Annotated in this window: 27 protein-coding genes; 18 read left to right on the top strand and 9 right to left on the bottom strand. The window is 34.8% G+C overall.

Annotation, left to right across the window (positions count from 1 at the left end; translation table 11 throughout):
• Window positions 1-74 precede the first annotated feature (74 nt).
• The 4 genes from hemL (at window position 75) to P6N22_RS02170 (ending at window position 4,968) form a co-directional block, all read left to right on the top strand.
• The gene (gene hemL, locus P6N22_RS02155; protein ID WP_280329745.1) at window positions 75-1,367 is read left to right on the top strand and encodes a glutamate-1-semialdehyde 2,1-aminomutase; all 1,293 of its coding nucleotides are present in this window, start codon (window positions 75-77) and stop codon (window positions 1,365-1,367) included.
• Window positions 1,360-1,683, top strand: coding sequence for an AtpZ/AtpI family protein (locus P6N22_RS02160; RefSeq protein WP_280329747.1), 324 nt, complete (start codon window positions 1,360-1,362; stop codon window positions 1,681-1,683). Before hemL ends, P6N22_RS02160 begins: the two co-directional genes overlap by 8 nt.
• Entirely contained in the window at window positions 1,664-2,173 is a 510-nt protein-coding gene (locus P6N22_RS02165; protein WP_280329749.1) for a hypothetical protein, read from the top strand. The genes P6N22_RS02160 and P6N22_RS02165 overlap by 20 nt, the downstream gene beginning before the upstream one ends.
• A 95-nt stretch (window positions 2,174-2,268) precedes the next feature.
• A complete protein-coding gene (locus P6N22_RS02170; protein WP_280329750.1) occupies window positions 2,269-4,968 on the top strand; it encodes an HAD-IC family P-type ATPase in 2,700 nt (899 codons plus the stop codon).
• An 8-nt stretch (window positions 4,969-4,976) separates the two neighbouring features.
• Here the strand turns inward: P6N22_RS02170 and P6N22_RS02175 are convergent, their stop codons facing one another.
• Entirely contained in the window at window positions 4,977-5,663 is a 687-nt protein-coding gene (locus P6N22_RS02175; protein WP_280329751.1) for a hypothetical protein, read from the bottom strand.
• A gap of 6 nt (window positions 5,664-5,669) precedes the next feature.
• Window positions 5,670-7,535, bottom strand: coding sequence for an RNA polymerase sigma factor RpoD (gene rpoD / locus P6N22_RS02180; RefSeq protein ID WP_280329752.1), 1,866 nt, complete (start codon window positions 7,533-7,535; stop codon window positions 5,670-5,672).
• A gap of 168 nt (window positions 7,536-7,703) precedes the next feature.
• On the opposite strand from rpoD, the gene P6N22_RS02185 reads away from it, so the two are divergent.
• The 11 genes from P6N22_RS02185 to P6N22_RS02235 all read left to right on the top strand — a co-directional run bounded on the left by P6N22_RS02185 (window position 7,704) and on the right by P6N22_RS02235 (window position 15,277).
• Window positions 7,704-8,525 carry a flagellar hook-basal body protein gene (locus tag P6N22_RS02185; RefSeq protein ID WP_280329753.1) on the top strand — a complete coding sequence of 274 codons (822 nt, stop codon included), beginning with the start codon at window positions 7,704-7,706 and terminating at the stop codon, window positions 8,523-8,525.
• Window positions 8,526-8,548: 23 nt separating this feature from the next.
• Entirely contained in the window at window positions 8,549-9,337 is a 789-nt protein-coding gene (gene flgG / locus P6N22_RS02190; protein ID WP_280329755.1) for a flagellar basal-body rod protein FlgG, read from the top strand.
• 135 nt (window positions 9,338-9,472) lie between these two features.
• Entirely contained in the window at window positions 9,473-9,979 is a 507-nt protein-coding gene (locus P6N22_RS02195; RefSeq protein ID WP_280329757.1) for a 3-isopropylmalate dehydratase small subunit, read from the top strand.
• Window positions 9,979-11,046 carry a 3-isopropylmalate dehydrogenase gene (gene leuB, locus P6N22_RS02200; protein ID WP_280329759.1) on the top strand — a complete coding sequence of 356 codons (1,068 nt, stop codon included), beginning with the start codon at window positions 9,979-9,981 and terminating at the stop codon, window positions 11,044-11,046. Before P6N22_RS02195 ends, leuB begins: the two co-directional genes overlap by 1 nt.
• A gap of 7 nt (window positions 11,047-11,053) precedes the next feature.
• A complete protein-coding gene (locus P6N22_RS02205) occupies window positions 11,054-11,302 on the top strand; it encodes a tetratricopeptide repeat protein (protein WP_280329760.1) in 249 nt (82 codons plus the stop codon).
• Window positions 11,293-11,634: a hypothetical protein gene (locus P6N22_RS02210; protein ID WP_280329762.1), complete on the top strand. Its 342-nt coding sequence runs from the start codon at window positions 11,293-11,295 to the stop codon at window positions 11,632-11,634. The genes P6N22_RS02205 and P6N22_RS02210 overlap by 10 nt, the downstream gene beginning before the upstream one ends.
• Entirely contained in the window at window positions 11,635-12,468 is an 834-nt protein-coding gene (gene purU / locus P6N22_RS02215) for a formyltetrahydrofolate deformylase (protein ID WP_280329764.1), read from the top strand.
• Entirely contained in the window at window positions 12,468-12,938 is a 471-nt protein-coding gene (locus tag P6N22_RS02220; protein ID WP_280329766.1) for a tRNA (cytidine(34)-2'-O)-methyltransferase, read from the top strand. Before purU ends, P6N22_RS02220 begins: the two co-directional genes overlap by 1 nt.
• Window positions 12,939-12,941: 3 nt before the next feature.
• Window positions 12,942-13,067 carry a hypothetical protein gene (locus tag P6N22_RS02225; RefSeq protein ID WP_280329767.1) on the top strand — a complete coding sequence of 42 codons (126 nt, stop codon included), beginning with the start codon at window positions 12,942-12,944 and terminating at the stop codon, window positions 13,065-13,067.
• Window positions 13,068-13,294: 227 nt separating this feature from the next.
• Entirely contained in the window at window positions 13,295-13,951 is a 657-nt protein-coding gene (locus tag P6N22_RS02230) for a LexA family transcriptional regulator (RefSeq protein ID WP_280329769.1), read from the top strand.
• Window positions 13,952-13,960: 9 nt separating this feature from the next.
• Window positions 13,961-15,277 (top strand): SH3 domain-containing C40 family peptidase, encoded by a 1,317-nt coding sequence (locus P6N22_RS02235; protein ID WP_280329770.1) that lies wholly within the window; start codon window positions 13,961-13,963, stop codon window positions 15,275-15,277.
• Between the two features lie 4 nt (window positions 15,278-15,281).
• Here P6N22_RS02235 and P6N22_RS02240 read toward each other — a convergent pair whose 3' ends face one another.
• Both P6N22_RS02240 and P6N22_RS02245 read right to left on the bottom strand, forming a co-directional pair.
• Complete coding sequence (locus P6N22_RS02240; RefSeq protein WP_280329772.1) at window positions 15,282-15,590, bottom strand: flagellar basal body rod C-terminal domain-containing protein; 309 nt, start codon at window positions 15,588-15,590, stop codon at window positions 15,282-15,284.
• A 63-nt stretch (window positions 15,591-15,653) separates the two neighbouring features.
• Entirely contained in the window at window positions 15,654-16,853 is a 1,200-nt protein-coding gene (locus P6N22_RS02245) for a tetrahydrodipicolinate N-succinyltransferase N-terminal domain-containing protein (protein ID WP_280329774.1), read from the bottom strand.
• Window positions 16,854-16,930: 77 nt separating this feature from the next.
• Here P6N22_RS02245 and P6N22_RS02250 point away from each other — a divergent pair, with 77 nt between their 5' ends.
• A complete protein-coding gene (locus P6N22_RS02250) occupies window positions 16,931-17,437 on the top strand; it encodes an ankyrin repeat domain-containing protein (RefSeq protein ID WP_280329776.1) in 507 nt (168 codons plus the stop codon).
• On the opposite strand, the gene P6N22_RS02255 is transcribed toward P6N22_RS02250, so the two are convergent.
• From P6N22_RS02255 to P6N22_RS02265, 3 genes are all read right to left on the bottom strand, one after another.
• Complete coding sequence (locus P6N22_RS02255; RefSeq protein WP_280329778.1) at window positions 17,438-17,629, bottom strand: hypothetical protein; 192 nt, start codon at window positions 17,627-17,629, stop codon at window positions 17,438-17,440.
• A gap of 12 nt (window positions 17,630-17,641) precedes the next feature.
• The gene (locus tag P6N22_RS02260) at window positions 17,642-18,265 is read right to left on the bottom strand and encodes a DUF6166 domain-containing protein (RefSeq protein WP_280329780.1); all 624 of its coding nucleotides are present in this window, start codon (window positions 18,263-18,265) and stop codon (window positions 17,642-17,644) included.
• Window positions 18,266-18,452: 187 nt separating this feature from the next.
• Window positions 18,453-19,184, bottom strand: a complete 732-nt coding sequence (locus P6N22_RS02265; protein ID WP_280329782.1) for a molybdopterin-binding protein — start codon at window positions 19,182-19,184, stop codon at window positions 18,453-18,455.
• A gap of 110 nt (window positions 19,185-19,294) precedes the next feature.
• Between P6N22_RS02265 and P6N22_RS02270 the strand changes: the two genes are divergently transcribed.
• Window positions 19,295-19,651, top strand: coding sequence for a cupin domain-containing protein (locus P6N22_RS02270; RefSeq protein WP_280329784.1), 357 nt, complete (start codon window positions 19,295-19,297; stop codon window positions 19,649-19,651).
• On the opposite strand, the gene P6N22_RS02275 is transcribed toward P6N22_RS02270, so the two are convergent.
• On the bottom strand, window positions 19,648-20,241 hold the full coding sequence (locus P6N22_RS02275; RefSeq protein WP_280329785.1) for a DUF2238 domain-containing protein: 594 nt from the start codon (window positions 20,239-20,241) through the stop codon (window positions 19,648-19,650). The genes P6N22_RS02270 and P6N22_RS02275 overlap by 4 nt on opposite strands.
• A 1-nt stretch (window position 20,242) precedes the next feature.
• The gene (locus P6N22_RS02280) at window positions 20,243-20,773 is read right to left on the bottom strand and encodes a macro domain-containing protein (protein ID WP_280329787.1); all 531 of its coding nucleotides are present in this window, start codon (window positions 20,771-20,773) and stop codon (window positions 20,243-20,245) included.
• 104 nt (window positions 20,774-20,877) lie between these two features.
• Here P6N22_RS02280 and P6N22_RS02285 point away from each other — a divergent pair, with 104 nt between their 5' ends.
• Window positions 20,878-21,147, top strand: a complete 270-nt coding sequence (locus P6N22_RS02285) for a hypothetical protein (RefSeq protein WP_280329788.1) — start codon at window positions 20,878-20,880, stop codon at window positions 21,145-21,147.
• Window positions 21,148-21,167: the final 20 nt, after the last annotated feature.

The raw sequence follows: 21,167 nt of genomic DNA on the forward strand, positions 1-21,167 counted from the left end.
GCACGATTATAGCAAATCAATATTAATACAACTTCGATATAATAAGCAAAAATATTTATAAAAGGCAATTGTAAATGGGTACAGAAACATCTAAAAAAGCATTTGAAGAAGCACAGGAACTTATACCGGGTGGTGTAAATTCTCCGGTTCGTGCGTTTAAAAGTGTTGGAGGGACACCAATATTTATCACAGAAGGTGAGGGTGCGTATTTAAAAGATGTAGATGGAAACAAGTATGTTGATTATGTGCAAAGCTGGGGACCGTTAATTTTCGGTCACAGAGATGAGAGCATAGAAGCGGCAGTAATTGAGGCAGTAAAACACGGTCTGAGTTTTGGAGCGCCGACTCAAGCAGAGACGGAACTTGCAAAACTTGTTGTTGGTTTGTTTGATTCAATCGATAAAGTAAGATTTGTAAGCAGCGGAACCGAAGCTGTTATGAGTGCAATCCGTCTAGCACGCGGTTTTACAAATAGAGATGATATTGTAAAGTTTACTGGTTGTTATCACGGGCATAGTGATTCACTTTTAGTTGAAGCTGGAAGCGGTGCTGCAACTTTTGGATCTCCAAGTTCACCTGGTGTTCCGGCTGACTTTACAAAACACACGCTTTTAGCCGAGTACAACAACATTGAAAGCGTAAAAAAATGTTTTGCAGATTCAAATAACATTGCTTGTGTTATCATTGAACCAATTGCCGGAAACATGGGACTAGTTCCAGCTGATAAAGAGTTCTTACATGAACTTCGTGAATTGTGTGATGCAAACGGTACATTGCTAATCTTCGATGAAGTTATGTCAGGTTTCAGAGCTACACTAAACGGTGCAGAGTCGATTACGGGCGTAAAACCTGACATCGTTACACTTGGAAAAGTGATCGGCGGCGGTATGCCTGTTGGAGCATTCGGTGCAAGAGCTGAGATTATGGCAAAACTAAGCCCGGAAGGTCCAGTTTATCAAGCGGGGACATTAAGCGGTAACCCTGTTGCTATGGCAGCAGGATACGCAGCGCTTTCAAAGTTAAAACAAAACGGCAGAGTAATAGATGTTCTCAACACTAGAGCAAAAAGACTTGTAGAAGGTATGAAAGCAGCAGCTGATGAGTGTGGTGTGCCAATGCAGATTGATACACGCGGAAGTATGTTTGGTTTTTTCTTTAATGAAAACCCTGTTAAAAACTTCAATGATGCTACTAAAACAGATGCTGAACTTTTTGCTGCGTTCCATGCAGGGATGTTAAAAGAAGGGTATTACTTTGCTTGTTCACTGTATGAGACAGGCTTTATATCAACAGCGATTACGGATCAAATGATCGAAGACACTATAAAAGCTAGTGAAAAAGTACTAAAAGAGATTACAAATGGATAAACAAAATCAAGAGGAACAACCTCGTTTTAAACCGTTAATTGAAGCGGCAGATCACCTTTCTTTAGGGATCTCGATCGTAGTTGCCGTACTTATGGGTGTCGGTATCGGCTGGTTATTACAACGCTGGACTGGTGCAGGCTGGACTATGTTTATCGGTGTATTTATCGGTGTAGCTGCGGCAATACTGAATGTTTACAAAGCATACTCTAAACAGTACAAAGAGTTTGAAGAGTTGGCAAAAGAGAGAAGTGAGCGTATGAAGCCTCATTTTGACAAAGATGACGATGATGAGGACTATGGTGAGAAAAACTATTAGTCTTGTTTTGATCTCTCAGGGGCTAATCCTTTTAGCTTTCTTGATCTCTAAAGAGGCATTTTTAAACATAGAAGTGGCTTTTTTTAGCTCTTTCTTGATCATTCTGGGTTCATCGTTTGCGTATAGAAATATGGTCAATAAAGATCTTGAATCAGGTAAATATGAAGAGAAACGTGATCTACTTGATGAGATCGATGACAAGTATGAACTTTATGATGATGAGCCAATTAATGAAGCCCCTATTGAAGAGCTAGATCTTAAAACGATTGTAAAAGAGGAAAAAGCGAAGATCAAAACTTTTAGCCTCAACTCTATGAAGTATGGTACAAAGGGTGGTTTTTCTCTTTTTAGACTTGTACCGTATATATTTTTAATTTTAGGTTTTATCGCTCTTAAAAACAATGAACTATTAAACCTTGCCTATTACCTGCCTGCACTCGCATTTGGAATAGTTATCGCCTCTTTAATCTCTAAAGAGACAATAGCCTAATCCTCTGCGTTTCTTTTTTCATATTATATATTTTAATAATTTACTAAGAGAAAGTAAGTTAGATTTTAGCTAGTGTTAAAATTTTGGAGATCCTTATGCATAAGAAGAATCAATGGCATAGTATGGACATCAATGCGGTATATGCAAGCATAGAAAGTAATGAAAAAGGTTTGAGTAGTATAGAAGCGCAATCCCGCCTGCAGCTTCATGGACTGAATAAACTTCAAGAAGAAAAAAAACAAAGTGCATTGATGCGTTTTATTCTGCAATTTCACAATGTTTTAATCTACGTACTGATTTTTGCTGCAATACTTACTTTCTTTCTCGGTCATACAACAGATTCTATTGTTATCATAAGTGTTGTACTCATCAATGCGATCATAGGATTTATACAAGAGCATGGAGCTCAGAACGCTCTTGAATCAATACGTAAAATGCTTGCATATACTGCCGTCGTTTTTCGTGACGGGCAAAAACAAAAATGCGATAGTGAAGAACTTGTCGTTGGTGATATCATACAGCTAGAAGCTGGAGATAGAGTTTTAGCCGATATCCGAATCATAAAAGCGCATGGCCTGAGTGCCGAAGAAGCGATTTTGACAGGAGAGTCTGATACTGTTGAAAAAACTCCTGAGAGTGTCGGTGAAAATGTAACTATCGCCGATCGAAGTTCTATGGTGTTTGCAGGGACTACAATTGCAAGTGGGATAGGCTTAGGAGTGGTTGTAGAAACTGCTAAAAAAACAGAGTTAGGGCGTATCAACAGAATGTTAAGTAGTGTACAAACACTGACAACACCATTAGTTGAACAAATGGATAGATTTGCAAAATTGCTAACGTATATCATTCTTCTTTTTTCAGTTGCAATTTTGTTGATAGGTCATTACTTGCAAAATATGCCGTTTAATGAGATCTTTATTGCTGTAGTCAGTTTGTTTGTTGCTGCTATTCCTGAAGGATTACCTGCCGTAGTTACGATAACTTTGGCTGTGGGTGTTCAAGCTATGGTGAAAAGAAATGCTATTGTTAGACATTTGCCTGCTATAGAGACTTTAGGCTCAGTTTCAGTTATATGTTCCGATAAGACAGGAACACTGACACAAAACAAGATGATGGTAGAAACGATTCAAAGTACAATAATGCAGTATGTTGTAAAGGGTACAGGGTATGATCCTACAGGTGCTATCTATACGTCAGCAGGAAAAGAAGTAGATTTTAATCAAGACGATTTTATAAAGATGATGGCAAAATGTTCTGCACTTTGCAGTGATGCTAATTTATACAATGAGAATGGTCAATGGAGTATTGATGGAAGTCCTACAGAAGGCGCATTAGTAGCATTTTCTCATAAAGTGGGTTTAGATACGAGTGAGATCCGTACTAAGTATCTCAGAAGTGATTTTATCCCTTTCGACTCCAAACACAAGTTTATGGCAACTCTCAATCATTCTCATGAAGATGAATCTTTGAGTATTATTAAAGGTGCTGCAGAGATTATTTTGTCTATGTGTCATTATCAATATATCGATGCAAACAATATAGAGATTTTAAACAAAACATTTTGGGAACAAAAAGCAAAAGATATAGCAACACAAGGGCAAAGGATTATTGCAATTGCGTATAAAAATGTACCTGCAGAAAAAACTTCTTTAAGTTTTAATGATCTCGAAAACGGGCTTATCCTAGTAGGTTTTATAGGGATTATAGATCCACCGAGAGTTGAAGCTGTTGATGCAATTAAAGAGTGTTATAGTGCATCTATAGAAGTGAAAATGATTACGGGTGATCATACGGTAACCGCTTCAGCTATAGGCAAAGCAATAGGTCTTAGAAATTCTGAGATTGTAATGAGTGGAAAAGATATTGAACATCTAAGTGATGAAGAGTTGCAAAAAGCAGTTCTAACGACAAATATTTTTGCACGTACGACACCAGAACATAAACTACGTTTAGTTAAAGCTTTGCAGGCAAATAATAAAATTGTAGCAATGACTGGTGACGGCGTTAATGATACTCCTGCATTAAAAAGGTCCAATGTAGGTATTGCAATGGGGAAAAAGGGTACAGAAGCAGCGAAGGAATCAAGCGAATTTGTTTTGATGGATGATAATTTTGCTTCAATCGTTCATGCAGTACGAGAGGGTAGAAAAGTATATGACAATATTAAAAAGGTTATCGGCTGGACACTACCTACGAGTGTTTCTGAAGCATCTGTAATCATTATGGCAATACTCTTGGGGATGGCAATGCCTATTACACCTATTCAAATATTATGGGCAAATATGATAACAGTGGTAACATTGGGAGTTGCATTGGCATTTGAAAAAGAGGATCAAAACATTATGAAAAGAAAACCACGAGCAATAGATGAAGCAATTTTGAATAGAACAGTAATATGGCAGATAGTTTATGTCACTATTTTATTTTTAATAGCTGTATTTGGAATTTATACATATTCAATCAGTAGTGGTGCACAAATTGAATATGCGCAAACACTGGCTTTTAATACACTTATTTTTATGGAGATCTTTTATTTATTTTATGTCAGAAATATGAATACACTTATCAAAAGTATCAGAGAAATTGTGGACTGTCCTGTAGTATGGACTGCTGTTACAATAGTGGTTTGTGCTCAAATTATTGTAACTTATACACCATTTTTCCAAAATATTTTTACCACAAAATCTCTTTTATTATCAGAAATTTTGTTAATTCTTTGTGTCGGTTTTGTAATGTTTTTTTTATTGGAAGTAGAGAAGTATATTCGATTAAGAGTTTTAGGTTTTACATCATAAAAATAATTTTATGATGTAATCATAGGGATATTGATAGTAACTGCAGATTTACTCATATCAAGATAAATATTATAGTTTTCGGCAACAGCTTTGAGCTCGGCTTCTTTCGCAGAATTTATTGCATCTCCTGCTATTTCTATAGAAAAGATACTATATTTTTTGCCATCAAATTTAATATGTTCACCGACTCTATAGAAAACTTTTGTATCAACTGCTTCACTTTGTGAAAAATATGCATATATTTTATTAAGCAGCTTAATAACAGAGTTAGATTCTAAAATGATTTCAGGAATGGTAGGGTCATATGTTTTTGTAAAATTGATAGTACTGTTGATAGAGTTAGATGATATACATAGATCTAAAATAGTATAGATATTTGTAAGCTGACCGTCTGGTTTTTTTGCATCAAGCTTGAATGATGGTGCCTGATAAAGTTTAATACCTATTTGCTCTTCATCTTCATATCCTACCGTGATACCAAAAAACTTATATCTACCGTATTCAAGTTGTACAAATGTTGTTTTAAAACCGAAACTGATACTTGCATATGTCTTTGCAAGTTCAAAAAGTTCATTTGGATTTGCAATCCCTAAAAGGAATTGCGCTTCTGCATTTAGCGAAATGATTTTTCCATTTTCATTAAACACAATAAAAGGGTTGTAATCGTATTCGATCCAACTTTGCTCAAATGTCATTAGTGTTTACTCTTCTATATAGTTTTTCAGTCTACGACCAACTTTAGGGTGTTTTAGTTTCTTGATCGCACTTGATTCAATTTGACGAACTCTTTCACGAGTTACATTTAACTCTTTACCAATCTCTTCTAGTGTTCTGTCACTCTCATCATCCATGATACCGAAACGAAGTTTGATAACAGCTTTCTCACGTTCATTAAGTTGTTCAAGTACTTGTTCGATCTGAATTTTAAGGTCATCTTTTAAGATTGCTTCAGAAGGTGAAAGGGAAGTTTTATCTTCAATAAAGTCACCAAAACGTCCATCCTCTTCACTTCCGATAGGAGCTTCAAGAGAAATAGGTTCTTTTGTAATCTTAATAACATTTTTAACTTTCTCTACTGAAAGACCAACCTCTGCTGCAATTGTCTCAACATCTGGCTCTTTTCCATGTTCTTGAAGGTGCTTACGCATAATTTTATTGATACGGTTAATTGTCTCAATCATATGGATAGGGATACGGATCGTTCTTGCTTGATCAGCGATTGCACGTGAAATAGCTTGACGGATCCACCATGTAGCATATGTTGAAAACTTGTAACCTTTTTGGTATTCGAACTTATCAACGGCTTTCATAAGTCCTATATTTCCCTCTTGAATTAAGTCAAGGAATGGTAAACCTCTGTTTGTATAACGTTTAGCAATAGATACAACAAGACGAAGGTTTGATTTTGCCATTTTTGTTTTTGCTTTTTCAGAAATATTTTTACCACGTTTGATTTGTTCTAAAATATCTGAAAGTTTTTCAGGTTCCATATCGAAACTATTTTTACTTGCTTCTTTTGTTTGAACAAGTTTTTTAATCTCCATATATGTTGAAACCATTGTCGCTTCAGGAACCATATTTACAATATCTTCTTTGCTAAGATCTTGAATCTTATCTACTAATACCTTATGGTTTGCTCTTAGAGTTGCGTTAAATAATGGAAGTTTGTACTCAAGACGTTTTAATTCTTTATCGTACCCTTCATCAGATTTTAAAGCAGTTTCCATAGCTTTTACTAGCTCATTGATAAGTTTCGAAGTTGGACCAAGATCTAATAGTTTCTCTTTTAAAACTGCTTTTTTGAATGTAACTGAAAGTTGGTAAAATACTATATCTTCCGTTAAGTCTCCATCTAAATCTTCAGGAGCTTTTTCCGTAAGTTTTACCCACTCTTTTTTAGCTTTTTCAAGTGCTTTAAAGCTTGTTGTGACTTTTTCGACACGAGACTTGTCTTTTGCAGACAATGTCTTTTCTTCTACATTGTCGTTATCTTCATTATCGTTATCGTCATCATTGTCGTTATCGTTATCGTCATTATCGTCCTCAAAGCTTTTAAATAGCTCTTTAACACGACGTTCACGGTTAATAAGCGGTTCTTTATAGTCTAAAATGAAATTAATAAGATATGGAACTGAACAGATCGCATCAATAATGATACTTTCACCTTTTTCAATTTGTTTAGATATATCTATCTCTTCCTCTTTAGTAAGTAGAGGGATTTGTCCCATTTCACGTAAGTACATACGTACAGGAGAATCTGAACGAGACCATTCAAGAAGTTCGTGTTCTTTTAAGATGTCAAATTCATCGTTGTCGCTGTCTTCGATCATTTTACGTTGAGCTTCTCTACGAGCCTCTGCTTCTTGATCGTTTAGTTTTTTTGCATGTTCACTTGATGTGTAGATACATTTATTGTGCTTTTGTAAAAGCTTATAAATGTTTTTTGCTTGAGCACCAGTAGGCTGTTTATCATAAAAATCAATGATTGATTCATATGTAATACATTCTTTAGACTTATGCTCTTCAAAAAAGTTTTCTAGTGCTTGATTGAGTTCTTTTGCCGTCATTTCGGAGTATTCTCCATATCTTTGTAGTTTAAGGATTTTAAAAGGTGGATTATACCGAAATTTCTTTAAAGTAATCTTTTCCCAAGATAATGAAAAGTTATCAATAAAATTTTGGAACACTCTTTGCTTTTTCAAGAAAACTAATTAGAAAAATCAAGAGGAAAGTGGATGCAAACAGGGTACTACAGTTCTGCTGCAGGGATGGTGACACAGTTTAACAGACTTGATACTATTGCAAATAACCTGGCAAATGTAAATACGGCAGGTTATAAAGAAGATAATGTCATAGTAGGTGATTTTCTCCGTATGTTAAAAGAAGCAAGAGATGACTTGCCAAATGCTAACCAAACAAAAGAGGGTGCAGCATTTTTAAACAGAACGCTAACAAAATCTCCACAGGTAGTAGATAGCTTTACAGACTTTTCTGTCGGTGATCTTACAAAAACATCAAACACTCTTGATTTTGCACTTTCTAAAGATGATCTCTTTTTTGCCGTAAGAACACCTCAGGGGATTAGACTTACGCGTGACGGCTCTTTTACTTTAAATCCTGAAGGTAAACTAGTTAATAAACAAGGTTATGAAGTTTTGGGTGAAGATTATAAAACTTCAAATGCCGGTATAACTTTTGCTCAAGATGATGCAGTAATTACAGCTGATAAAAACGGACAGATATCTACAAATGTGCCAGGCAGCTTCAATATGGTTGTAAAAACAAAACTTTTGGTAGTGCAGCCTGATAATCTTCGTGAATTGAAAAAAGATGGTGATAATTTATATCGTCTTGAGAATGAAGAGAGTTTTAATGTTGTAAAAAACAGTGGTGCTGTTTCGCAAGGTTTTATTGAAAAAAGTAATGTGAATGCTGTAAAAATGATGACACAGCTTATTGAGGCAAACAGACTTATCGGAATGTATCAAAAAGCGATGGATACACAAATGAACGATATGAATACTGAAGCAATTCAAAAACTTGCAAAAAAAGCTTAATTTAGGGTAGGGAGAACAAAACTATGATGCAATCATTATACACAGCTTCAACAGGTATGTTGGGGATGCAACTTCAAATTGATACGACGGCAAATAATATTGCCAACGTAAATACGATCGGATTTAAAAAATCTCGTGCGGAATTTGCTGATCTTATGTACCATACTATGGAATATGCAGGAACGGCTACAAGTGATACGACACAAAGTCCGACAGGGATTGAAGTGGGACTCGGTGTGCGTTCAACTGCTATCAATAAAATTTTTACAGAGGGTTCACTTAAACAAACTGACAACCCTTTAGATATTTCTATTACCGGAAACGGATTTTTTAAATTAGAACTTCCAGACGGTACGGAAGTATATACAAGAAACGGTGCTTTTAAACGTGACCAAAACGGAACGGTCGTAAACTCTGACGGATATGCGCTTGTACCACAGATTGTTATTCCTGAAGATGCAACGAATATCAGTATTGGTACTGACGGAACTGTGAGTGTTGTTCAAGCTGGTCAAACACAGGCAACTGTAATTGGTCAGATAAATACAACTGCTTTTATTAATCCTGCGGGACTTCACTCAATGGGAGACAACCTTTTTATGGAAACTGATGCTTCAGGCCAACCGGTTGACGGTACTCCTGGTCAAAACGGTTTAGGTGTAATCCGTCAAGGTTTTGTTGAATTGAGTAATGTGGAACTAGTAGTTGAATTAACTGACTTAATTACAGGTCAAAGAGCATACGATGCAAACTCAAAAATCATCACAACTAGTGATGAAATGTTGCAAACTGTAAATAATTTAAAACGTTAATAATTCCCTAAAATAGCATTGATACTTTTTAATATCAATGCTCCCTGCCTAAATTTAATACGAAAATTTAAAGAACAAACAATCACATTTTCGGTATAATCGCGAAATTATTTAATCAAAATAGTAGGAATTTATATGCAAAAAGCAAACATAAATGGAAAAGTTTGGAGATTTGGTAAAGATATCGATACAGATTTAATTATTGCTGCCCGTTATCTTAATACTTCAGATCCAAAAGAACTTGCAAAACATGTTATGGAAGATGCAGATCCAGAATTTGTAAATAAAATGAGTGTAGGTGATGTAATAGTTGCTGATGAAAACTTTGGTTGTGGAAGTTCACGTGAACACGCTCCAATAGCTTTAAAAGCAGCTGGTGTTGCCGCAGTTGTTGCTCCGACATTCGCAAGAATTTTTTATCGTAATGCTTTTAATATGGGTCTTCCTATATTTGAATTACCAGAAGCAAGTGAAATCAACGAAGGTGATAAAATCTCTATCGATATGGATAACGGTACAATCACAAACGAAACTACAAATAAAACATACAACTTTACTCCAATTCCACCGTTTATGCAGGAATTAATTGATGCAGGTGGGCTTATGAGTTTTGCTAAAAAAGAGATCGAGGAAGGAAAATAATGAAAACTTACAAAATTGCACTAATTAAAGGTGACGGAATCGGACCTGAAATCGTTGATGAGGCGGTTAAAGTTTTAGATGCTGTTGCTTCATGTTCAGGTTTCAGTCTTACTTACGATGAACTTTTAATGGGTGGTATCGCTTACGATATTACAGGTGATCCATTGCCACAAGAGACTATTAACGGTGCATTAAACTCTGATGCTGTACTTTTTGGTGCTATCGGTGGTGAAAAATGGGATACTCTTCCTCGTGAAAAGAGACCAGAGAGCGGACTGCTACGTTTTAGAAAAGAGTTAGGCGTGTATGCTAACCTTCGCCCGGCAGTTGTATATGACGAACTTGCAAACGCATCTTCACTTAAACCAGAGATCGTAAAAGGTGTTGATCTTATGGTTGTTCGTGAGCTAATCGGCGGTATCTACTTTGGTGAGCCTAAAGGGCGTGACGAGAATAAGGGATGGAATACTATGGTTTATACAAAAGATGAGATCGTACGTATTGCACACCAAGCGTTTAAAATTGCTATGAACAGAAACAAAAGAGTTTGTTCAATTGATAAAGCAAACGTACTTGATGTTTCTCAATTATGGCGTGAAACTGTAGAAGAAGTAGCTAAAGAGTACCCAGAAGTAGAACTTTCACATATGTATGTAGATAATGCAGCTATGCAGCTTATCCGTGATCCTAAACAATTTGACGTAATGCTTACGGGAAATATTTTTGGAGATATTTTATCTGATGAAGCAAGTATGCTTTCTGGTTCTATCGGTCTTTTACCTTCAGCTTCTGTTGGTGCAAAAATCGGTGTATATGAGCCAATTCACGGTTCAGCTCCAGATATTGCAGGTCAAGGAATAGCAAATCCGATTGCTACAATCTCTTCAGCGTCTATGATGTTAAGATTTGCTCTTGGTGAAAATGACGCTGCAGATAAAATTGATGCCGCTATTAAACGTGCTCTTAGCGAAGGATATAGAACAGGAGACCTTGCTCAATTTGATGCAAAAGAGGTTTGCTCAACTTCAGAGATGGGTTCTATTATCGCTAACTATATAGTAAAGTAAATAGTAAATGCAGACATTAACTTTAGCAAACATCTATGAATTACAGGGTTTAAAAGAGGAAGCTTTGGAGATCTATAAAGAGATCTTAAAAAAAGATCCTTCTAACTCTGAAGCAAAAATTGCTATAAGAAGATTGTCTGGAGTTAGAAAAAAATTTTTAAAAGTAAATACTCAAATGAAAGAGTTTTTCATTAAGATGGATACTGAAGTTGAGTTCAAAGAGTTTGAAAGGTGGTTATTAAAAGCATGGAATTAAAAGATATGATACTCTCAACTTTAGAAGAGATTGAAGAGGAATTGCCACCTGTAGATATGAAGCAAGAAGAAAATGCTCATAAAACTTTTGAACCTGTCGAGAATTCGACAAAAGAATCAAATGATATTCCTTCTATGACAAAAAGTTCAGTAGATAATGAACTGTTCTTTTTAAAATCTATCAGAGAAAGATTATTAGTGCTTTTTGAAGGTTTTCAAGCACCTAATAATTCTAATATAGAAGCAAAAATAGATATGACTCTTAACTTTTTAGAATATACTCTTGCAACGATTGATGAGAGAGTTAAAGTGTTAGAAAAGGATAAAATATAAATGAAATACCGCGTTTTAATTGATGCAAATGATGAAAAAGGCTTAGTACACAAAGTATCAAGCGTATTTTTCAACTATGACCTAAATATTTTATCTAACAGTGAATTTGTTGACAAAGAGAGCAATAAATTTTTTATGCGTAGTGTTGTTGACGGTGATGTTAATAAGGAAGATCTTTCTAAAGCTGTTCAAGAGGTTTTACCAAAGAACTCTACTGTAAAAGTGATAGAGCCTAAAAAGAAAAATATTATTCTGATGGCTACAAAAGAGCTACATGCTTTAGGTGATATTCTTGTTCGTCATGAAGCAGGGGAGTTAGAGGCAAATATTTTAGGAGTTATCTCTAACTATGATCTCTTAGAACCTTTTGTTTCTAAATTTGATATTCCGTATATCACTGTTTCTCATGAAGGTTTAGAGCGTGCTGAGCATGAAACTAAAGTGATTGAAGCAATTAAAAGCTTTGAAGATGTTGACTATATCGTTCTTGCAAAATATATGAGAATTTTAACTCCGAGATTTGTAGAGGAGTTTGAAGATAAAATTATTAATATTCACCACTCTTTCTTACCTGCATTTATCGGTGCAAACCCTTATAAACAAGCGTATGATCGCGGTGTTAAGATTATTGGTGCAACAGCTCACTTTGTAAACAACAATCTTGATGAAGGACCGATTATCGCTCAAGATACTATCCATGTAAATCATGCTCATAGTTGGAGAGATATGCAAAAAAACGGTAGGGATGTTGAAAAAGTAGTACTTTCTCGCGCACTTAAATTAGCACTTGAAGACAGAATCTTTGTGTATGCAAACAGAACGGTTATCTTTTAATGGCATTTAATCTTGTTTTAGTACATCCACAGATCCCAAATAACACGGGTGCCATCGGGCGTCTTTGTGTAAATGCGGGTGCAAGTCTGCACCTTATCAAGCCTATCGGATTTGACATAGATGAAAAAGCTGTACGTCGTGCCGGACTTGATTATTGGGATAAGCTTGACTTGCATGTTTGGGAATCTTTAGATGATTTTTTTGCAAACAATGAGATTACGGATAATGCATATTTTGCAACAACAAAGACAGATAAACCTTATTTTGAAGCTACATTTAAAGATGGTGATTATATTTTCTTTGGGAGTGAAACAGCAGGAATTCCAGAAGATGTACTCAACAAACATAAAGAGCAATGTATAACAATTCCGATGACAAAAGACGGAAGAAGTTTAAATTTGGCTATTAGTACAGGTATCGTACTTTATGATGCTATTAGACAAACTTTCGATACATTTCCTAGAGGGTAAGTAATGAGTATTTTAGATATTATAATGCTTGTTGCTTTTCTCGGCTTTATGGTATTTATTTTCGGTGGTTACCACAAAACAAAATTTGAGCAGCGAGAGCGTCAAGACAAAAAAGATAAAAACTCTTAGAAAATTTTAGCTGCCCAGATCTCCATTTGACTTTCAAATCTTTCAAAAATAGTTTCCGCTTGTTTAATTAAGATAGACATTTTTCATCCTTTGTTTATTTTCAAGTTGCAAAAATATTACACCTAAAATAAAATATGAAATAAAAATATGTCAAATTGTCATAAAAATATTGAATTTTTTGCAAATTTTGATTATACTATGACAATTTAATATAAAAAGGGGACAAAATGAATAGTTTTTCTGACATTGTTGAAGAGATTAAAAGTATTTTATCTTCTGACTTTTCACCAAAAAAGGTTTTCGATAAAGATGTTGCAGAATCAATTGGGATCTCTCAAATGAATTTTGCCACAATGAAAAAAAGAAATAAGATACCTTTTAGTGAACTTCTGGATTTTTGTGCAAGAAGAAGTATTTCGATCAATTGGCTTTTATACGGTCAATCACCTGAAAGTCTTGTTGGTCCTACAAATAACTATATGATTAGATATTTTAATGATATAAATGCAAGTGCAGGTGGCGGTAGCAATAATGATTTTGAAGAGATCGAAGAACTTGCTATCCCAGAGCAGTTTGTGTTTATGCTCGGAGGTGAGAGAGAGTTAAAATATATAGAAGCGATCAATGTAAGCGGTGACTCTATGGAGCCTACTTTTAGCTATAATGATATAGTATTTATTAATAGAAATAAAACAGATATCAATCGCGGCGGTATTTTTACTATTCGTACGGAAGCAGGACTTTTTATTAAAAGAATTCAAAAACGAATTGACGGTAAAATAGATGTTATTTCAGATAATTCTGTTTATAATACACAAACATTAGATCCTCAAGAGATAGAAGTTATAGGGCGCGTTGTAAGCCGTTTTGGGGATGTTGATTAAGGAATTTTTTTGAAGTATTCTTATCTTCTTTCTTTATTATTGCTATTTAATGCCTGTTCCCATAAAGAAACAGTCCCTAAAAAAGAGGTGATTGTTGAACAGGAATATGTGGAAGACTTGGTAAAAATACCCCAAGATCCTGGTTTTTATGCTTCTAATATAAATGACAAATATATCGGTCATATCGAAACATTTGCAGATAAATATTTTCGGCCATGGAATATAAAAAAGATCTCTATCAATAAAGAACAGGCTTCATGGGCATATGTATACGACAACAATAATAGTTATACATATACACTACAGCCTATAAAAGAAGATTTTTTTACAGATATCAAAGAAAATGCCAATCTTGAAGAGTTTGCAACATTAAATCAACAAGGTCTCAGTCTTAAACTTTTAGATATGAGGGCACTGCCAACCGATAAACCAATCTTTTTGGATCCAAGTAAAGCAGGGGAAGGATATCCTTTTGATTATTTGCAAAATACATCGCTTGCACCGAATAAACCTCTATTGATTTCGCACTATTCAAAAGATAAAAAATGGGCTTTTATAGAGTGTAGTTTCGGTTTTGGCTGGGTAAAAGCAAAAGATATCGTTACATTAGATAAAGAATATACTACATTATGGAAAGAAGCTCAGCAAATCTTTCTTACAAAAGATAATCAGCCAATTTACGATCAAGAAGGGAACTATCTTTTTGATTCACGTATAGGTATGGCTTTGGCACTTATAGACGAAGATGCTGATGCTTATACTGTTTTAACCGTATCAAAAAACAAAGAGAATAAAGCTCTGTTTTTAAAATCTAAAATATCCAAGACAATAGCGCATAAAGGACTTTTAGAGTTTAATAGCATAAATATAGTACAGCTACTTCATGAGATCCAAAATGGAAAATACGGGTGGGGCGGCATCTACGGTCAACGTGACTGTTCTTCTACTCTAAGAGATTTTTATACTCCATTTGGCTTTTGGTTACCGAGAAATTCATCAGTACAAAGTCATATAGGTAATGTTGTAGATTTAGAAGAGTTTTCAAATGAGCAAAAAGAGGAAGCAATCAAAGCCCAAGCGATACCTTTTAAAACACTTGTATATAAAAAAGGGCATATAGGACTTTATGTCGGTATATATGAAAATAACCCGATTATTTTTCAGAATGTTTGGGGTGTAAAAACGAAAAAAGATAATGTTGAAGGAAGATTTATAATTGCTAAACCAATTTTTAGTACGTTAGAAGCCGGAAAAAACTTACCCGAATTTGACTCAAATGCTTCAATGCTTACTCAGCTAAAAAGCATAAATACTATAATTGAATAGTTTTTTATGCTTTTAAATCAAGCAGAGTACCCATTACATCATCTTGTGCTTTAATAGCAGTAACATTGACCTCTGTTGTACGCTGAGCAATGATCTGATTAGGAATCTCTTTTGATAAGTCTGTTTGACTTCTTTCTGCACCTTCATTGTCTGTTGAACGTGTTTCAGCGACAGGAGCTTCACTTCCCTGATTTGTTGCAATAGTGTCTTGCGGTACAAACCCATCTGTATTTACATTTGCAATATTATTTGCAGTTGTATTTAAGAGTGTTTGACTTGTCTGAATTGATGATACGTTGTTTGAAATATTCATAATACACTCCTTCTTAGTACCATTATAGTACTAAGAAGATAAAAGTTATCTAATAAGAAAATATTAGTGTAAATCAGCGTTAAGCTTGATCTCTCTAGTTGAACGAGATGCAGTAATCTCTCCAGTTAGAGAGTTTTGTCTGAAGTGAAGACCATTTAGACCTGCTAGTTGTTTCCCTTTGAAAACTTCACCGTCAAGTGTAACGCCTTTGTTTACTTCATTGATTTTTGCAAGTTCTGCAGGGTAGATGCCAACTTTAGTTCCCTCTAAAATTGCAATACCAGCATCGATGATACATGCATCACCTAATGGGATACCACATACAGAGTTAGCACCTAAAAGACAGTTTTTACCAACTGAGATAGGGTTACCGTCAGTTCCGCTAAGAACTCCAAGAATTGAAGCACCACCACCAACGTCAGAACCATCACCAACGATAGCAGAAGAACTAATACGTCCCTCAACCATAGAAACACCTGTAGTTCCTGCATTAAAGTTGATGTATGAAGCACCTGGCATTACAGTAGTACCAGCTGCTAGTTGTGCACCGAAACGTACTTTTGAAGTATCTAAGATACGAGTATTGTCAGCTGGGATGATGTGTTGTAAGAATCTAGGGAATTTATCTACAAAATCAATGTGCGGGTACTCACCAGCAAGTTTTAATTCGATTTCAAATTCTCTTAGGTAATCTAATTCAATTGGTTTACCAGCTGACCATGCAACATTTGGTAATGCACCGAATGCACCGTTTAGGTTAATCTCACGAAGACCTACTTTTGCTAAACTCATTGCGTAAAGTTTAAGATAAGTTGCTTCAACGCTTTCAAGTGGAGCATCTTCGAAGATGAAACATACTTTGAACTCACCGTCTTTGTAACCGTCGTTAATCATTTGGTTATAAAGTGCAGAAACTACTTGAATATTTTTATGTGCATCACCAAATGCTTCGTCACTGTATGGTGTAAAAGCATTTAAACATGCTTGTAAAAAATCTAAGTTAATGTCAAAAACTTGCTCGTTTTGAGAAAAATCTACTGTTAAACCTTGATCAGCTAATGCTTGAATAAAAATAGCTGCACTTCCAAAGTTCTCATCCCAGTTTACTACAGGGTAAGTTGCTTGTAAAGCTTTATCCGGATTTAACTGCCCTAAATCCACTCTAGCAATACCGAATGCTAAAGGATCTTTATACCCCTTTGTATCTTTTTTAATGTTTTCGATCAATGCTTTAAATGCATCTGTTGTCTCAATAACTTCCATATGAATTCTCGCTTAATTAATTTATTGGTGCAATTATAATTAAAAATTACTAATGAGAATTGATCTATACTTGCAGCATGAATAGTAAATGGACAGAACTTTTAAATAAAGACGATTATTTAGGGATCAAAAAGTATCTCAAAACTGATGGAGACATTTCAGAAGAAAATGACTCAGGGGAGGGTGTTCTTGCCTGTGCAATTCGTGCAAGATGTAGCTTTGAGACTCTTATGCTTTTGATTGAATTCGGAGCTGACCCGTTTGATTTTGATGATGAAGGTGTAAGCGTATTTGATATAGCAATCACATATGATAATCGTGAAATGGTTAACTACCTTATAGAACATGGCAGGGATGTAAATCAAACAAATAGAAGAAGCGGTTTTACCCCTTTAATGGCTGCGGCATGTTATGGAAGAACAGAGATCGCAAAAATACTTGTAGAAAGCGGTGTAGACCAAAATGCAAGAGATTCAAAAGGTTTTACAGCAGCGGACTTTGCGAGAAAGATGAATAAAAAATCTGTTTTGGAAGTTCTTGATTACGATGAGAATTCGCCAAAGAATACTAACTACGCAAGGTAGCTAGTCGAAAAATTTCCCTTGTTTTTCATTATCAAGTGGTTTTCGTTTCTCTTTAGCAAGCCAATCTTGTAAAAGAGACTCAACTACTTTACTTAAACTCATTTTATATCTTACACGAGAATACTTCATAGCATCATCCCATGTTTGTTTGTCTATAAGCAGACTACGAGTTACTTCATCTTTTGGTTTCAATAATACTCCTTCTTAAACTTCTTGTAATAGATTGATAAAGTTTTTGTAACTATCTACAATTTTTTGATTTTTTTGATTTTCTATATAGAATTCTATAGCTTTTTTTCCAAGTCTCGGGATTTCATTTTTTACGGCCCAGCTTGAAACTGTACCTTCTGGAACCTCTAAGATCTCGGCAAGCTGTTTTTGTGTAATATCCAACTCTTTACATATATCTTTTACTACATTGTTTTTTTGTTTTTGACGTTTTTTTGTTGAGGAAGTCTCACTCTTTGTTACTTGAGGAACTGTTTTTGTGATAGTGTTTGTTTCTATTGAAGAATCACAGTTGTCATTGAGCCACTTTAAAACATCAGATGCACTTAAAACCCAGTCTCTTGAGTTTAATTTTCTTATAACATCCGCTACAAATTTAGATGTACACTCTTTTGCAATCTCTTCACCTGCAATTTGATAAAGTATTGAGAATGCGAGCTGAGTAGCCCCTTTAGAACTGTTACCCCATTCAAATCCACTGTTAGAAGATGGGAAAATATCATATCTCGTTGGAAGTTCAAGTTCGCCGTAAGTAACGTACTTACTTCCAAGCAATGCCCTATGCCCTTTAAACACATGATTATTCATTACTATTGCCATATAAGTCTCTTATATTTTAAAGGTGTAATTGCGTTTAGAATCCTTTTTAACTTCCACATCATCAGATAAAAAAACAACTCTATAAACAATATATGCAAAAGCAAATAGCAAAAAAAGTACCAATAACCAAATTAACATGACAAAATTCCTTGACTAATGATAATTTAGATATCGGTATTTTAAAAAATTACATTAATTTGTATTCAATGTTTTTGTTTTTAAGTTCACTAATAAAGAGCTCAAAGTAGTATAAAACTTCATTTTCTTCTTCACCGTATAAAGAGAGCTCCACATTTGGAATATTATTCACAAATATCGGTAATGACGAGAGTTCAATAGTTGAAGGGACTTGTTTCATAATGGAAATAAGGCTGTTTTCACTTGTATATGCATAGAGTGTTTTTCTAAATTTTTCTTTTGAGTGAGAAAAGTGTTTTTTAATTGCTTCTGTTAACATAGGATGTGCCATCGAAGGAAATCCAGGAACAAAAAAATAACGATTATCCAATGAAAAACCGGACATATTGTTTACAGGATTAAAAAGAAGATCTGACTTTGGCGGCAAGTCTGCCATATGAATTCTATGGGGATACGCTTCATCTCCAAACTTTTCAATAATGTCATTAAAAAACTTTTGATGAGTTTGCACATTAGAGTTTCTAAAAACATTGGAAGCTATTTCGCGTGTCAGATCATCTGGAGTTGAGCCAATCCCACCAAAAGAGAACATAACAGCGTCTTTATCTGTTTGTATCATCTCGTAAGTTTTAATGATCAGTTCTTTGTCATCTTTGATAACAAAAGAAGCAAATAGGTTATGTCCATATTTTGCCAATTCATTTTTTAGAAATTCAAAATGTTTGTCAACTCGTCTGCCGTTTAAAATCTCTGTTCCTATAATTACTACGTAAAAGTTCATTATTAGCTTATTTCCATCCTTATTAAGTTAAAGATTATACCATTGATAAATTTATAGAAAAATAGTATACAATTCAAAAACTATTTAAAATTCCTATTAAGGGCAAATCTATGATAAAAAAATCTATTGACAATGTAGAAGCGATCAAGCAGCAAGCGGGCGAAGGGGTATCGATGAAAATGTTGCTTTCTCCTGAAGAAGCTTCAAACTTCGCAATGAGGCAGTTTTGCATAAAAGCAAACGGCCATATGCCGCTTCACACTAATAGTGTTGAGCATGAGCAGTATGTTCTAAAGGGAAAAGCCAAAGTAACAGTCGGTGATGAAATATTTGAAGCAAAAGCAGGAGATATACTTTACATCCCTGCAGGTGTTGCTCATATGTATGAAACAGTGGGTGAAGAAGATTATGAGTTTTTATGTCTGGTACCTAAAAAAGAGGATACTATAAACATTATCTCTTGTTAAATATTTTTTAATTGCTTGTTATGTAGCTTGCTTAGGAATATAAGCGATATAACCCCTCCAAAAAGGGCATACGCCATATCGGATTGGGTATCCCAAATATATCCTTGTGTTCCTAAAAAAGCATCCGCGTTTTCTCCGGTTGCCAAGGCAACCCACCATTCAATAAGTTCATAAAAAGCACTTACACCCAATACGATTGAAAGGCTAATAAAATGGAGCCACATACCGTTTGGAACCACATTTTTACGCAGTAAAATTTCACGTGCCAAAATGATCGGAACAAAGCCTTGAAAAAAGTGCCCGATTTTATCGTAATTATTTCTCTCAAAACCGAAGAACTCTTTAAGCGTGTCACAAAACGGTACCTCTGCATACGTATAGTGTCCGCCAATCATTAAAACGACACAATGCACTAAAATCAGTATGTACAAAAGCGGTGTTAAACGAAAAGTATTATAAGTGAGAAGTAGCAGAACTCCTGCAATCAAAGCAGGTGTAACCTCTAAAACCCACGTAAATGGATCTTTTGGATTGATAACAGACCAAATAAGCACTGTAAAATAGATAGTTATCCAAATATATTTTTTCATTTTATTCTTTCATAGAAAATTCTAAATAATCTTTTTGATTATGCAAGTATATAATAACTTCCAGATCCATATCTGTTTGTTCAAAGCTCTTTTTAATTATTGAAAAAACTTTTTCTTTTTCTAAACCGCCGACACCGCATCCTAAAAGGGGGATTACAAGTTTGGGGTTTTCAATATGCTCATTTTCAATTTTTTCATTGACGATATTTATTGTGTTTTTTAAAGCATTCTTGATATGCTCGTATGTTGGAAGAGGGGATTTTGTAGGATCACTATAGTTCATAACTGCTATATGCAGTGCATATTGAAAGTTTGTAGCAGTGCCTGAGCTTGATATTAGAACATCTCCTTGACGTATAGTGTTAAAATTCTTTTTCAGTTCATTTAATTCTTCTTGAAAAGAGCTGCCGCCGCATTGTTCGTAAAAAGCTCTTGAGACCCCGCTGCCGAGTTGCAGTTCCGTATTAGAAGCATTAACAATGAAAGTCGATTGTTCTTCTACCAAGTTACCGTATTTTATTTTTATGATCATAAAATAATTATATCTAAATAGATTGGTATTAAATATCTCTGATTGCCTTTACTTTGTAAGTAAAATAAAAGTATAATTTTTAAAATAAAAAAAAGAGGCGAACTATGTCATATTCACAAAAACTAGAAGAATTACTTACAAAAAGTGTAATACCGGATATTAACGAAAGACTTGATGAGATCTTTGAAGAGATTGCTGATAGTAAAAATGCAAGTGATGAACTCAAAGAAGAGGTAGAAGAACTTCGTGAATTCAAAGCAGACCTTGAAGATGTTTTAGATGAGATCCATATGGGTGAGATAGATGAAGAAGAGTGCAAAGAGTTAATTGAAGATATTCAAGAAGCTCAAACTTCATATGAAGATGACGAATAAAAGATCATAGCTTCTTTTAA

The sequence above is a fragment of the Sulfurimonas sp. C5 genome (assembly GCF_029872055.1).
Classification (GTDB): domain Bacteria; phylum Campylobacterota; class Campylobacteria; order Campylobacterales; family Sulfurimonadaceae; genus Sulfurimonas.